This window comes from Eikenella sp. NML070372 (assembly GCF_001648415.1).
Classification (GTDB): domain Bacteria; phylum Pseudomonadota; class Gammaproteobacteria; order Burkholderiales; family Neisseriaceae; genus Eikenella; species Eikenella exigua.
Window position 1 is genome coordinate 292,139 of the sequence record NZ_LXSN01000004.1, and the last position, 12,520, is coordinate 304,658.

The 12,520-nt window shown below is 56.5% G+C and carries 16 protein-coding genes and 1 tRNA gene; 5 read left to right on the forward strand and 12 right to left on the reverse strand.

The window, feature by feature from the left end; all coding sequences use genetic code 11:
- Positions 1-100: 100 nt before the first annotated feature.
- The 7 genes from A7P97_RS03235 to A7P97_RS03265 all read right to left on the reverse strand — a co-directional run bounded on the left by A7P97_RS03235 (position 101) and on the right by A7P97_RS03265 (position 4,005).
- Positions 101-186: transfer RNA gene (locus A7P97_RS03235), tRNA-Leu, on the reverse strand.
- A 20-nt stretch (positions 187-206) separates the two neighbouring features.
- Positions 207-551 (reverse strand): preprotein translocase subunit SecG, encoded by a 345-nt coding sequence (secG, locus tag A7P97_RS03240; protein ID WP_067530372.1) that lies wholly within the window; start codon positions 549-551, stop codon positions 207-209.
- A 14-nt stretch (positions 552-565) separates the two neighbouring features.
- Complete coding sequence (tpiA, locus tag A7P97_RS03245) at positions 566-1,309, reverse strand: triose-phosphate isomerase (RefSeq protein WP_067530373.1); 744 nt, start codon at positions 1,307-1,309, stop codon at positions 566-568.
- Between the two features lie 36 nt (positions 1,310-1,345).
- A complete protein-coding gene (gene plsX, locus A7P97_RS03250) occupies positions 1,346-2,401 on the reverse strand; it encodes a phosphate acyltransferase PlsX (protein WP_067530374.1) in 1,056 nt (351 codons plus the stop codon).
- Positions 2,402-2,496: 95 nt separating this feature from the next.
- On the reverse strand, positions 2,497-3,030 hold the full coding sequence (locus A7P97_RS03255) for a phosphoribosyltransferase (protein ID WP_067525395.1): 534 nt from the start codon (positions 3,028-3,030) through the stop codon (positions 2,497-2,499).
- Positions 3,031-3,285: 255 nt separating this feature from the next.
- Positions 3,286-3,465, reverse strand: a complete 180-nt coding sequence (rpmF, locus tag A7P97_RS03260) for a 50S ribosomal protein L32 (protein WP_067441481.1) — start codon at positions 3,463-3,465, stop codon at positions 3,286-3,288.
- A 36-nt stretch (positions 3,466-3,501) separates the two neighbouring features.
- Positions 3,502-4,005, reverse strand: a complete 504-nt coding sequence (locus A7P97_RS03265; RefSeq protein WP_067530375.1) for a DUF177 domain-containing protein — start codon at positions 4,003-4,005, stop codon at positions 3,502-3,504.
- Positions 4,006-4,059: 54 nt separating this feature from the next.
- On the opposite strand from A7P97_RS03265, the gene A7P97_RS03270 reads away from it, so the two are divergent.
- From A7P97_RS03270 to A7P97_RS03285, 4 genes are all read left to right on the forward strand, one after another.
- Complete coding sequence (locus tag A7P97_RS03270) at positions 4,060-4,650, forward strand: nucleoside triphosphate pyrophosphatase (RefSeq protein WP_067530376.1); 591 nt, start codon at positions 4,060-4,062, stop codon at positions 4,648-4,650.
- A 66-nt stretch (positions 4,651-4,716) separates the two neighbouring features.
- Positions 4,717-5,010 (forward strand): YciI family protein, encoded by a 294-nt coding sequence (locus A7P97_RS03275; RefSeq protein WP_067530377.1) that lies wholly within the window; start codon positions 4,717-4,719, stop codon positions 5,008-5,010.
- Positions 5,011-5,162: 152 nt separating this feature from the next.
- A complete protein-coding gene (locus A7P97_RS03280; protein WP_067530378.1) occupies positions 5,163-5,906 on the forward strand; it encodes an SAM-dependent methyltransferase in 744 nt (247 codons plus the stop codon).
- Positions 5,907-6,042: 136 nt separating this feature from the next.
- Positions 6,043-7,632 carry a glycosyltransferase gene (locus tag A7P97_RS03285; protein WP_067530379.1) on the forward strand — a complete coding sequence of 530 codons (1,590 nt, stop codon included), beginning with the start codon at positions 6,043-6,045 and terminating at the stop codon, positions 7,630-7,632.
- Positions 7,633-7,686: 54 nt separating this feature from the next.
- Here A7P97_RS03285 and A7P97_RS03290 read toward each other — a convergent pair whose 3' ends face one another.
- From A7P97_RS03290 to A7P97_RS03310, 5 genes are all read right to left on the reverse strand, one after another.
- Positions 7,687-8,466 (reverse strand): amino acid ABC transporter permease, encoded by a 780-nt coding sequence (locus A7P97_RS03290; protein ID WP_067530380.1) that lies wholly within the window; start codon positions 8,464-8,466, stop codon positions 7,687-7,689.
- Positions 8,467-8,778: 312 nt separating this feature from the next.
- Positions 8,779-9,513, reverse strand: coding sequence for an orotidine-5'-phosphate decarboxylase (gene pyrF, locus A7P97_RS03295; RefSeq protein ID WP_067530381.1), 735 nt, complete (start codon positions 9,511-9,513; stop codon positions 8,779-8,781).
- An 84-nt stretch (positions 9,514-9,597) separates the two neighbouring features.
- The gene (locus A7P97_RS03300) at positions 9,598-10,104 is read right to left on the reverse strand and encodes a DUF4375 domain-containing protein (RefSeq protein ID WP_082887584.1); all 507 of its coding nucleotides are present in this window, start codon (positions 10,102-10,104) and stop codon (positions 9,598-9,600) included.
- An 18-nt stretch (positions 10,105-10,122) separates the two neighbouring features.
- A complete protein-coding gene (gene lapB, locus A7P97_RS03305; RefSeq protein ID WP_067530382.1) occupies positions 10,123-11,301 on the reverse strand; it encodes a lipopolysaccharide assembly protein LapB in 1,179 nt (392 codons plus the stop codon).
- Between the two features lie 4 nt (positions 11,302-11,305).
- Positions 11,306-11,635 carry a lipopolysaccharide assembly protein LapA domain-containing protein gene (locus A7P97_RS03310; protein WP_067530383.1) on the reverse strand — a complete coding sequence of 110 codons (330 nt, stop codon included), beginning with the start codon at positions 11,633-11,635 and terminating at the stop codon, positions 11,306-11,308.
- Between the two features lie 256 nt (positions 11,636-11,891).
- On the opposite strand from A7P97_RS03310, the gene A7P97_RS03315 reads away from it, so the two are divergent.
- Positions 11,892-12,236: a cupin domain-containing protein gene (locus A7P97_RS03315; protein WP_067530384.1), complete on the forward strand. Its 345-nt coding sequence runs from the start codon at positions 11,892-11,894 to the stop codon at positions 12,234-12,236.
- The last annotated feature ends 284 nt before the right edge of the window (positions 12,237-12,520 follow it).

Here is a 12,520-nt window from a genome sequence, read left to right on the forward strand (position 1 = left end):
ATTGGCTTGAAAGCCTTGTCTGGCTTAGTGTTTGGTATATGGGGATATACGGCGTTAGACGTAAAAAAACAGCCCGAAAATTTGGGCTGTTTTGTGAAGATGGTGCCGACAATGAGACTTGAACTCATACGACCTACGGTCACTACCCCCTCAAGATAGCGTGTCTACCAATTCCACCATGTCGGCTGAAAAATCAGAATTTGTTCTTACTCCGGAATAACCGGTTTGCTGGCTGCTGCTGGTTGCGAAGCGGCCGGAGCGTGATGTTGTGTTGCAGCAGGCGTATCCAAGCCCAGTTTGTTGCCGCTGTTCTGCTTGGAGGAAATGATGCTGAGTGCTAAGCAGCAGCAGAAAAATACAGTGGCGGCGATAGCAGTGCTGCGGCTGAGGAAGTTGGCGCTGCCGGCAGAACCGAATACGCCTTGCGCGCTGCCGGTGCCAAAAGCCGCACCAGCATCAGCACCCTTGCCCTGCTGCATCAGCACTAGGCCGATGACAGCAATCGAGGCAAAGCCACCAATAATCATAATAAGGGTTTTAAAAGCTTCCATGTTTGTTTCGCTATTTATTGCTTTGCTGCGGCTTGAACGATGGCGGCAAAACTGTCGGCCTGCAAGGATGCGCCGCCGACTAAGGCACCGTCTACATTAGGCAGGGTCAGGATGGTTTGTGCGTTTTGTGCATTGACACTGCCGCCGTAAAGAGCGCGAATACTAGCACTCTTGTTGGCGAAAGACAAGAGTTCCGTGTAAATAAAAGCGTGCATATCGGCAATTTGTTCGGCAGAGGCCACCTGGCCGGTACCGATAGCCCACACCGGCTCGTAGGCAACGGCAATATGGGGCATGGCTTTGCCGCGCAGTACAGAGAGTTGCCTGGCCACTACAGCCTGCTCCTGGGCGGCTTGGCGTTGGGCTAGAGTTTCGCCCACGCACAGAATCGGAGTAAGACCGGCGGCTAAGGCGTTGTCTAGTTTGGCAGAGAGGAATTCGTTGTTTTCGCCGAAATACTGGCGGCGTTCAGAGTGGCCGAGCAGAACGAATTGTGCGCCAAGGTCGGCCAGCATGGCGGCAGAGGTTTCGCCGGTAAATGCGCCGTCTTTATCGAAGCGGCTGACGTCTTGTGCGCCCACTGGTAGGGTGGAGGCGGCTTGTTTTAAGTCGAGCAGATAGGGCAGGGGGACGGCAATGCCGGTGCTAACGTTTTCAGGTAGCCTTTGTGCCGTCCAAGCTTGGGCAAATGCCGCTGTTGAGCTGCGGCGGCCGTTCATTTTCCAGTTGCCGATAATCCATGGTTGTTGCCAATTCATGCTGTACCGTCCTTTCGGTTGCGGGATGGTTGGGGCTTATTCTGCGTGGTTGGTCGCAGTTTGGGGTTGCTCTGCTGCAGTAGTCAGGCGTGCCATTTGGGTGGCGATACCTCGTTCGATTTTGGCCATGGAGCCGGATTCAACTTCGTGGTAGGCCTCGAGCAGGGCGTATTTGAAGGCTTCTACGTCTGCGCCGCCGTGGCTTTTGATCACGATGCCGCGCAGGCCGAGGAAGATGGCGCCGTTAAACTTGCGCGGGTCGAGGCGGTTTTTGAAGCCGCGCAGGGTGGGCAGTGCCAGCAGGGCAGCCAGTTTGTTTAGCCAGTTGCGGCTGAATTCTTCGCGGATAATGCCGCCGATAAATTTAACCGCACCTTCAATGGCTTTCAGTACGGCGTTGCCGGTGAAACCGTCAGCCACGACAACATCGACTTCGCCGCTGAACACGGCGTTGCCTTCCACGTTGCCAACAAAATTCAGCGGGCTTTGTTGCAACAGGTGGTGTGCTTCTTTAATCACGCTGCCGCCTTTGATGTCTTCAGTACCGACATTAAGCAGGCCGATACGCGGTTGGCTGTTGCGCGGATACATGGCGCCGAACAGTTCGCCGCCCATCACGGCAAATTGCAACAGCTGGGCGGCGGAGCAATCCACGTTGGCGCCCAAATCCAGCATCAGGGCGAGGCCGCCGCCTTTAGAGGGCATGAATTTGGCAATTGCCGGCCGGTCGATGCCGGGCAGGGTTTTGAGCACGAAGCGGGCAGTGGCCATCAGTGCGCCGGTGTTACCGGCGGATACGGCTGCCTGCGCTACTCCTGCTTTTACCTGGCTGATGGCCACGCGCATAGAGGAGTCTTTTTTGTTTTTCAAGGCCGACTGTGGGGCTTCGTCCATGTCCACCACTTCGCTGGCATGTATGATTTGTAGCCGCTCGTGTGAAGCGTGTTCGCTCAGTGTGCTGCGAACGGCTTCTTCATTGCCTACCAGAATGAGTTTGACATCAGTTTTTTCTTGTAGGAAGGCCAAAGCTGCCGGAATGGTAACCGTGAGGCCGGCATCGCCGCCCATTGCGTCTATGGCTAAAGTAATCATTTAATTCTGTGTTTCCGTTGTGTTCCGTTGCCGTGCCATGAGGCTACCTGAAAGATAGAATGGAATAGCGGCGGACGGATGGTTTCAGGTAGCCCTTAGGGCAGTTGCGGTTTTTGGGCGGCTAGTGCGTTGTGTTCATTGATGTCGTCGGCATCCCAGGGGTAGTTAATCCACCAGTCGGGCGTAACAAGGCCGCTGAAGTAGGCGATATTGGGCGGTAGGGTGCCTTTTTTTTCTTTGATTTTTTCGTGCAATACGGCTACGCCTAGAGAAGCAAAGTTTTCTTTTTGCAGCTGTTCGAGGCAGAATTGCAGGGTAACACGGCTGTCGTCTACTTCGTCCACCACCAAAACGTGTTTGCCTTTCAAGCTCTCCGGCATTGGGTCGAGCCATTGGATTTTCTGCACGGAATCGCGGGGGGTGTGGCTGTGGTCGTTACAGTAATAGGCGGTGGTGATGGCGTAGATTGGAATATTGATGAAGCTACGCAGCATCCGCGCGGGGATGAAACCGCCGCCGCCAATGGCGATCATCGCATCGTAGCGAGTGCCGGACGCTTGGATTTTTTGCGCCAGATGGCGGATGGCTTGATGAATCTCGTCGTAGGTGTACCAAATTTTTTCCGACATTTTCAATCCTTTGTTAAGTCGGCGCAGTGAGGGTTGTTATTGAGTTATCTGCGTGACGGCAAATTGTAAACAGCTGTTGAGCAGAGGGCAACCAAGCAGAGGGCAACCAAGCAGAGGGCAACCAATAGGCACAGAGGCTGTTTCAGGCTGCCTGAAACCCCGGTTTTCTTTGCTGCCCTATATTTGCAATGCAACGCAAAAAAGCCAGTAATTGCTAAGGGCAATCTGCTGGCTTGGAATCGGCCTATGGCTGATTTACTCGTCTTTGGCCTTAACGACTTTGCGGCCACGGTACATGCCGTTGGCGGAAATGTGGTGCGGGCGGTGTACTTCGCCGGTAGCGCTGTCTACAGATAGGGCGGGAGCGGTCAGCGCGTCGTGGGAGCGGTGCATGCCGCGGCGGGAGGGGGATTTCTTGTTTTGTTGAACAGCCATGTTGCAAACTCCTGAGGATAAACCTGAATAAAATAATTAACGACCACTTTTCAACGCCGCCCAAGCAGCAAACGGATTGGGGCGATCTTGATTGACGGCATCGAGCGTATCAGAATGGCAGCTTTCGTGGCAGGGTGCATACGGCAGCGCCATCAGAATCTGCTCTTCCACTAGCATGCCGACATCCAACTGCGCTTCTGGCAGCATGCCTTCGAGCTCTTCTTCGGCTGCCATGGCTTCATCCAGCGTTTCTTCGCTATCAAACAAAACGATATGCGCCTGTTCGTTTAAAGCAAAGGGCAACGGCTGCATGCAGCGTTGGCAAACCAGCGACAACTGCGCTGAAACCGATAAATCCAAATACAGGCGCTGCCGTTTATCGCAGCCGCCCTGTAAGGTAAAAGACACAGGCGTTTGCCGTTCGGCCAAAAACTCGTGCCGGCTCACGCGCTCATCCATCTCGCTCAGCCGGATTTGGCCGGCCAGATGCTGTGCCTGTTCGGCCAGCACCTTCGGATCAATCAAAATAGGGTCTGACATAAACGCACCATGATATAATCAGCCGCCTGAAACGTCAATATTTTAATACGGTTTATGAACACAGTTCCGCCGATTGTCCTCGCTTCTTCTTCGCTGTTCCGACGGCAGCAGCTGGCTAAGCTTGGCCTGCAATTTACCACTGCCGCGCCTGATTGCGATGAAACGCCGTTGCCCGGAGAAACGCCCTGCCAAACTGCCCAACGCTTGGCCGAGGCTAAAGCCCGTGCGCTGGCTGTGCATTTCCCGCGGCATTTGATTATCGGTGCCGACCAAGTGGCCTGCTGCAACGGGCGGCAGTTGGGCAAGCCGATGGACGTGGCGAAAGCACAACAAATGCTGGCTGAAACCGCTGGCCAAGAGCTGCATTTTTACAGCGCATTGTGTGTGCTCAATACGTTTTCAGGTAGCCTGCACCGCCATGTGGATACCACCACGGTGAAGATGCGCCCGCTTACCGCGCAGCAAATCGCCCGTTATCTGGAGCGCGAACCGGATGCGGTTTATTGCGCCGGCGGCGCGAAAAGCGAAGGTTTGGGCGGTGCGCTGATTGAACGCATCGACAGCAGCGATCCCAATGCCCTCATCGGTCTGCCGATTTTCCGGCTGATTGATTTTTTGCAGGCCGAAGGGATGGCGGTTTTGTGAGCTTGAGGCTAGCTGAAATTTCAGGTAGCCTCATTAAAAATGTTTTAACGACTCAAGGAGGCAGTTATGTTTATCGTTTCCCTAAACTATATCAAACCATTATCCGAGATTGAGGCTTATCTTCCAGCCCACATCGAATATCTTGACCGCCACTACGCAGCCGGCACGTTTTTGCTTTCCGGCCACAAAGAACCGCGCACCGGCGGCGTGATTATCATGCGTGCCGACAGCCGGGCGCAGGCCGAGGCCGTGATTGCCGAAGACCCGTTTTACCGAGCCAAACTGGCCGAATACCAAATCACCCAATTTATCCCCACCAAAACCGCCGCCGATTTGGCGGCCTATCGTGAAACGCTTTGATACGTCATAGGTTACCTGGAAGCGAAGCTTCAACGCAGTTAAAATGAGTGAGGCGAGTTTCTCCGAAGCTAAAACGCACCAGCAAGTTTCCGAATAGTGAGAGATAGCCCACCAAATTTTCAGGTAGCCTTTTCTAGGCCAGCAACAAAACTATGCACCCCACTTTATTCCTTATCCCCACTCCGCTAGGCAGCCCGGATACCCCCTGCCTTCTGCCGCACGAGCAAAAGCTGCTGGCCGGCCTTACCGATTTTGTGGTTGAAGGTGAGAAAACCGCCCGCGCCTGCCTGCGTCATTTCGGCTTGAACGCCCCGTTGCAAGAGTTGAGCCTGCGCACGTTAAACAAACACACCGAGCCTGCCGAATTGCCCGATTTGCTGCAACCGCTGCACCAAGGCCGCAGCATGGGTTTGCTCAGCGAAGCCGGTTGCCCCGCGGTGGCCGACCCCGGCGCGGCGCTGGTGGCACTGGTGCATCGCGCCGGATTTGCCGTGTGGCCGCTGGTGGGGCCGTCCAGCCTGATGCTTGCCCTGATGGCCTCCGGCGCCAACGGCCAGCAGTTTGCCTTCCGCGGTTATCTGCCCGCCGATTCTGCCGGACGGGTAGGCTACCTGAAAACCATCGAGCAAGATTCGCAGCGCCGCAACGAAAGCCAAATCTTTATCGAAACCCCGTATCGCAACAACGCCCTGCTGGCCGATGCCGTGGCCGCGTTGCAAGCCGATACCCTGCTGTGCGCCGCCAGCAATCTCACCCTGCCGGAGCAGCGCATCATCAGCATGAGGGCGGGCGAATGGCGCAAACAGCCGCAATTGCCCGACCTGCACAAGCAGCCGACCGTATTTGTGGTGTATGCCGCCGGTCAAACGCCTGCGCCTGCCCGCAAACGGCGTTAGAGGCTACCTGAAACCTTGGCTTGGCTGCTTTTAAACGCCTTATTTTAGCGAAACCCGTTTTGCTCGTGTTAACGGCGTTAAGGCTTCGCTTTCAGGCAGCCTTTGCCATCCAATCGTATTCAATAGAAGAGACCTTATGACCTCCATTCCCGTGAGCATCACCATGCTGGTGAAAAACGCCGAGCGGCACTTGGAAACCTGCCTGGCCGCGCTGGCCGCGTTTGACGAAATCATCGTGCTCGACAACGGCTCCACCGACCGCACGATCGACATTGCCCGCCGCTTCCCCAATGTGGCCGTGCACCATCATGATTTTATCGGCTTCGGCCCGATGAAAAACCTGGCCGCCGGTTTGGCGCGCAACGATTGGGTGCTTAATATCGACAGCGACGAAATCCTGCCGCCCGAGCAAGCGGAAGCCATCCGCGCGCTGGATTGGAGCGACAGCGGCAAAATCTACGCCCTGCCGCGCCTAAACCATTATCGCGGCCGCCCCATCAAAAGCTGCGGCTGGTATCCGGATTGGGTGAAACGCCTCTACCAGCACCAAACCGTGCGCTTCAACGACAACCAAGTGCATGAGTCCCTGATCGAACCGGCCGGCAGCAGCGTGGTGAGGCTACATGAAAAATATCCGCTTCTGCATTATTCGTTCGATGGCGCTTCCGCCCTCATCAGCAAAATGCAGCACTACACCGATTTGTTTGCCGCACAGCAGCAATTCAAACGGCGCGCTTCCGTGCTCGGCGCGGTAGGGCACGGCGCGGCGGCGTTTTTCAAAAACTATATTTTGAAACGCGGCATGCTCGACGGCGGCGACGGCTGGACGATTGCCTTTGCCAACGCCAGCGGTGCCTACTACAAATACATCAAGCTGCACGAGGCCAACCAGCGGCTAAGCGTGTCGCTCATCACCACCACCTATAACCGCCCCGACGCGCTGGAAGCCGTGTTGCGTTCGGTGCTGGCGCAGCGCGTGCTGCCGCAGGAAGTGATTGTGGCCGACGACGGCTCGCGCGACGATACCCGTGCCGTGGTCGAACGCTATCGGGCGCAGTTTCCCGTGCCGCTGTTGCATGCCTGGCAGCCCGACGACGGTTTCCGCCTGGCCGAATCGCGCAACCGCGCCCTGGCGCAGGCGGGCAGCGACTATATCGTGATTATCGACGGCGATATGGTGCTGCATCCCGAATTTATCGCCGACCACAAACACGCCGCAAAAAAAGGCCTGTTTGTGCAGGGCAGCCGCGTGATCCTCACGCCCGAGAAAACCAATGAGCTGCTGGCCAATCCTGCCAGCTACCGAGTGCTCAAATGGTATGAAAAGGGCTTGGAAAAACGTTTTGAAAAACGCTTCTCTGCCTGCCGCCTGCCGTGGCTTTCCCAGCGCATCCTGCGCCGCGAAACCCGCGATGATTTCCACGGCATCCGAGGCTGCAATATGGCTTTCTTCCGCGAAGACGCGCTGAAAATCAACGGCTTCAACAGCGATTTTGTCGGCTGGGGGCGCGAAGACAGCGAATTTGTCGCCCGCTTTTTCAACAACGGCGGCCAACGCGCCAACCTGAAATTCGCCGCCGTGGCCTACCACCTCTACCACCCCGAAGCCGAACGTGCCGCCCTGCCGGAAAACGACCGCCTGCTGGCCGCTGCTCAGGAACAGAAGCTGGTGTGGTGCGAAAACGGAGTGGATCGGTTTTTCCTGCAGAGTAAGCGCTGCAAATGATAAAAAGGCTACCTGAAATTTTCAGGTAGCCTTTTGGTTGAGAGAAGCAAGCGGTTAGCGGTTATTGTCGGTATTGTATTTTTTCTCCAGGTGGGAGAAGAACCAGGCCAGTGTCATGGTGAGCATCAGGTAAACCAAGGCGATGAAGTAATACGGTTCTTCATACACATAATAGCGGCCGGCCGCGCTCTTGGCGACATAGGTCAGCTCGGCTACGGCGATGGTGGCCAAGAGCGAACTGTCTTTGAGCAGGGTGATAAATTCGTTGCCCAAGGGACCGAGCATACGGCGCAGGGTTTGCGGCAGGATGATGTAACGCATGGCTTGGCCGTAGCTCAAGCCGAGCGAGCGGGCAGCTTCCATTTGGCCGCGGTCGATAGATTTGATGCCGGAGCGGAATACTTCGGTGATGTAGGCGCCGGAGTTGAAGGAGAGTGCCAAGATACCAGCCACCAGCGGGGCATAGTTCTGGCGCAGGTAGATAGCCAAATCGCCGCTGATTAACAGGCCGTTTTGCTGGTGCACCAAAAGGGGCGACCACACGTTGTGCCAAATAAAAATCTGTACCAGCATCGGCGTGCCGCGGAATAGGGTAACGTAGAGGCGCGAGCATTGTTGCAGCAGCCGCAGCAGGCCTTTGGTAACGATGTTGCCTTTTTCGATTCGAATCACGCGGATCAGGGCGTTGCACAAGCCCAGAATCATGCCGAAAAAGGTGGAGGCGGCGGCGATGCCGATGGTGGCCAGCATGCCGAAGAAGAACATTTGGCGATATTCGTAGATAATCGGAAAATGTTGGGAAAACAGTTGAATAAGGCCGGTTTCGCTGTTCATGGAAATCTTTGCTCTGCTGCGGTATGGCGAATTAACTTAACTTTTGCTACGACGTTGGCCCGCCTTGCCGTACTACCTGTACTATCTGCGGCTCGCCGCCTTGTATCGAAAATGTGTTAATCCGCTATCAAGGTTTACGGATTTTGACGAAATAAGAGGCGGATTGTACAAGAAAACGGCGGGTTTGTCAGTCGGCGGCAAGTGGCTGGGAAGGGGGTCGTTGGCGGCGAAATGAATGGAGGCTACCTGAAAGCGAACTTCAACGAAGTTAAACGGGATTCGTTTTCAGGTAGCCTGATTGCTATTGGCTGCTTAGTCGGCGGGGTTGGCCAGGCGGTTGATTTCGGCCAGTACGGCGGCGGGGTCGGGCGCTTGGGTGATGGGGCGGCCCATAACAAGGTAGCTGCTGCCGTCGGCGAGGGCTTGGGCAGGGGGCATGATACGGCGCTGGTCGTCTTGGTTGCTGCCGGGGGGGCGGATGCCGGGAGTAACCAACACGAATTCGCTGCCGCGCTGCCGGCGCAGGGTGGCAGCTTCGTGCGGGGAGCAGACCACGCCGTCGAGGCCGGATTGCTGCGCCAGGGCGGCCCAGCGGGATGCCCAATCGGCAATGGGGGCGGTGAGGCCGAGTTCGTTGAGGTCGCCCTGCTCCATGCTGGTGAGGATGGTGACGCCGATGAGCAGGGGGCGCTGGCTGTGGTTGGCCACGGCTTCGGCGGCAGCTTCCATCATGCGGCGGCCGCCTGCGGTGTGCATATCCACCATCCACACGCCCATATCGGCGCCCACACGGCAGGCGGCGGCCACGGTGTTGGGGATGTCGTGGTATTTGAGGTCGAGGAAGAGCTGGAAGCCTTGGTTGATCAGGGCTTCGGCCAGACGGCGGCCGGTGGCGGTAAACAGCTCTTTGCCGATTTTGAGGCGGCACAAATCGGGGCTTAAGCGGCGCACGAAGGCGAGGGTGTCGGCTTCGTTGGCAAAATCGAGGGCGACGATAACGGGGGTGCGGCGGGCGGGCGGGGCGGGGTCGAGGATAAGGGGGTTCATGGGGATGGGGGCGGATGGGTTGGAATGGAAAAGGCTACCTGAAAGCCGTGTTGCTGAGGAATAGGTTTCAGGTAGCCTTTTAAGTTAAGCGTCAAGCGGGGGCATGGGACTGCCGCTTTCGCCGGCAGCGGCAGTGAGCTCGGCGAATTCTGCGGGGTGGCGGCGGATGTAGGAGCAGACGGTGCAGAAGTCGTCTTCACACACGAGGCAGTAGTCGGCATCGAGCTCGTCAAACTGGGGGAATTGTATGCGCAGTTTTTCAATGCTGCTGTTTGGGGTGGCGGTTTGGATGGTGGCGCCGTGCTGTTGGTGAAGGGCGCGGGCGCGATCGATGATGTCAGGGGTGTCGCGAACGCCCCATTGGCGCAGGTATTCGGCGGTTTCGGGGGCGAGGGCGTGTTCGCCCCGGCCGTCGGCAATCAGCACCACGAAGCCGTCGTCTTCCATCAGGAGGTCGAGGCTGAGGTAGGCGAGCAGGGCGCGTTGGGCGCCGCTGTAGCGTTCGATGAAACGGTCGCTGTGGCGGATGCGGTGTGTCCACACGTTGAGCATGCGGTACATTTGGTTGATGGTCATCATGTTATCGGGCATTTTGTTTTCCGTTCGGGGCTAAACTTCGATTTTGTTGGGGGTGAAGGTTTCCCATTTGTTGCAGGCGGGACAGTGCCAGAAGAATACTTGCGATTTGAAGTGGCAGTGGCGGCAGCGGTACATCACGTTTTTCTGCAGGGTGCGCCCGATTACGCCGCGCATCATGTCGGCATCGCTCTTCCAGGCAGGATCGAGGTTGTTCAGGCGCAGGCCGAGCAGGCGGTATACGCCGCCGAGGTCGGGCTTTTGGCGCACGAGTTCGACGGCGGTTTCGGCCGCTTTTTCTTCGCCGTAGAGCAGCAGCGATTTTTCGTACACCACATTGATTAAATCGAGCTGGGGAAAGGTTTTCAGGTAGCCTGTGAGCACGGCGAGGCTGGCGGCGGCTTCGCCTTGGGCATCGTAGGCGTCATACAGTTTTTCGCCCACCATGCTTAAGTAGGCATGGTTTTGTTTTTCGATGGCGGTGTAGGCGGCTACGGCGGCGGGGTAGTTGCCCAGCTTTTGCTCCAAGTCGCCGAGAATCATGTTGGCGCGGGCGCATTTGCGGTTGGCGTCCAGTGCTTTGGCAATATTGGCACGGGCTTGCTCGAAGTCGGATTTGAACAGGGCAGCTTGCGCCAGCTCACAATAGAATTGGGCGATTTCGAAGCGGTAGGTTTGTTCGTCGTGGCTGAGCAGCTGGGCAGTGTCGATGGCTTTGGCCCAGTCGCGGTCTTGCTGGTAGATATTCAGCAGCACTTGGCGGGCTTGGGCGGCCATATTGCCTTGCTGCAGGCCGAGGAAAATCTGCTCGGCGCGGTCTACCAAGCCGGCGCTTTGGTAGTCTTGCCCCAGTTCGAACAGCACTTGGTTGCGCTTTTCGCCCACGGTTTCGGGCGCTTCGAGCAGGGCTTGGTGCATGCGGATGGCTTTGTCGTTTTCGCCGCGCTGGCGGTAGAGTTTGCCCAGGGTGAGGTGCAGCTCGTAGGCGTTGTCGCCGGCGGGCAGCAGGTCGGTCATGTCGGCCAGGTGGCGGGCGGCGCTGCCGAGGTTGTGGTCTACCAGGGCATCCAGGCTGGCGTAAAACGCGGTGGGCACGGATTTGGCCTGCTTAAGCACGGCTTTCATGTCTACCCGTGCGGCAAACCAGCCCATGGCAAAGAAGACGGGCAGCAGGATAATCGGGGTGAGCCACCACCAAATATTGCCGTCCATGCGCCTATTCCTTCACCGGGGCGGCGTCGGGCACAGGCTGGGCGGCATCGGCGGGCGCGGGCGTTTGCAGCTGCTCCTGCGCGATCCGGGCGTTTTTGCGCACTTCGTTGCGTAGGCGGTTGTTTTCATGGCGCAAGGAGAGTAGGCGGCCAAACATGGAAAACACACCGAACACCGCGCCGATAACGAAAAACGCCAAGAGCAGCAGAATCAGCGGCAGGCTGATTTCGCTGCCGGGCAGGTAGCTGAAGCTGACGAGATGGGTGTTGAATGCGGCTAAAACGATAAAAATCGCTAAAAGCAGCAGTTTGATGATGAGCGAAAACAGTTTCATGAAGCTAGGCCTTTCGTCATGCGGGCGGGAATGGATATCAATGGTGAAGTGTAAACTATTTGAGGGGTTTCAGGTAGCCTGCCGGGCAGTGGGAAGGCTACCTGAAAATATGTTATGATGGTTTCATCTTAAGTAAGTTTGCTGTCATCTAACCTGCATTAAGCGGCTAACCATTTCAAACAATAATAAAATATCCAATCAAACCCTGCCGGCCGGATTTCCCTCCCACTCGTTAAACAAATTAAGGAGCAATCTGATGTCTGCAACTGCTGTGACCCCCGTATCCGAATCCCTATTCAAACTCGGCCTGAACCAGGCGCTGCCTGTGAGCGAGCAGGCCACCACTTCGCGCACCGTGCTGAACAACGACTTGCTGCGTGTGGTGGCTTTTACGCTGGATGCCGGCCAAGTGCTCACCGAGCACGCCTCTACCAAGGCTGTGGTGGTGATCCTGCTGGAAGGCGAGATGGATTTTTCCATCGGCGCGCGCCACGAAATCCTGCATGCAGGCGATGTGGTGTATCTCGCTCCGAACGAACGCCATGCGCTGAGTGCCGTGAGCGCTTGCCGGATGCAGCTGGTGATGGTAAACGTGGATTGAGCTTGGTGCCTCGGGTGTTGAAGCTACCTGAAAATGAAATAGCAGCTGGATATGGCTGTTTTTTCAGGTAGCCTTTACCCCTGATTCCGGGCTACTTGAAAAGCGATTTACCCACACAGTCGCTACAAATTTTAACCTAGGGCTAACAGTAGATTAAGAAAACGGTTTGTTACAATGCACCCAATGTTCTGCATTGGGTTTTGGCCAAATAAAAGGCCAATCCGCCTAGAGAATACCGATTATAGTGAATTGAATGAGAACGCTACTGCGTTGGCTCGCCTTGC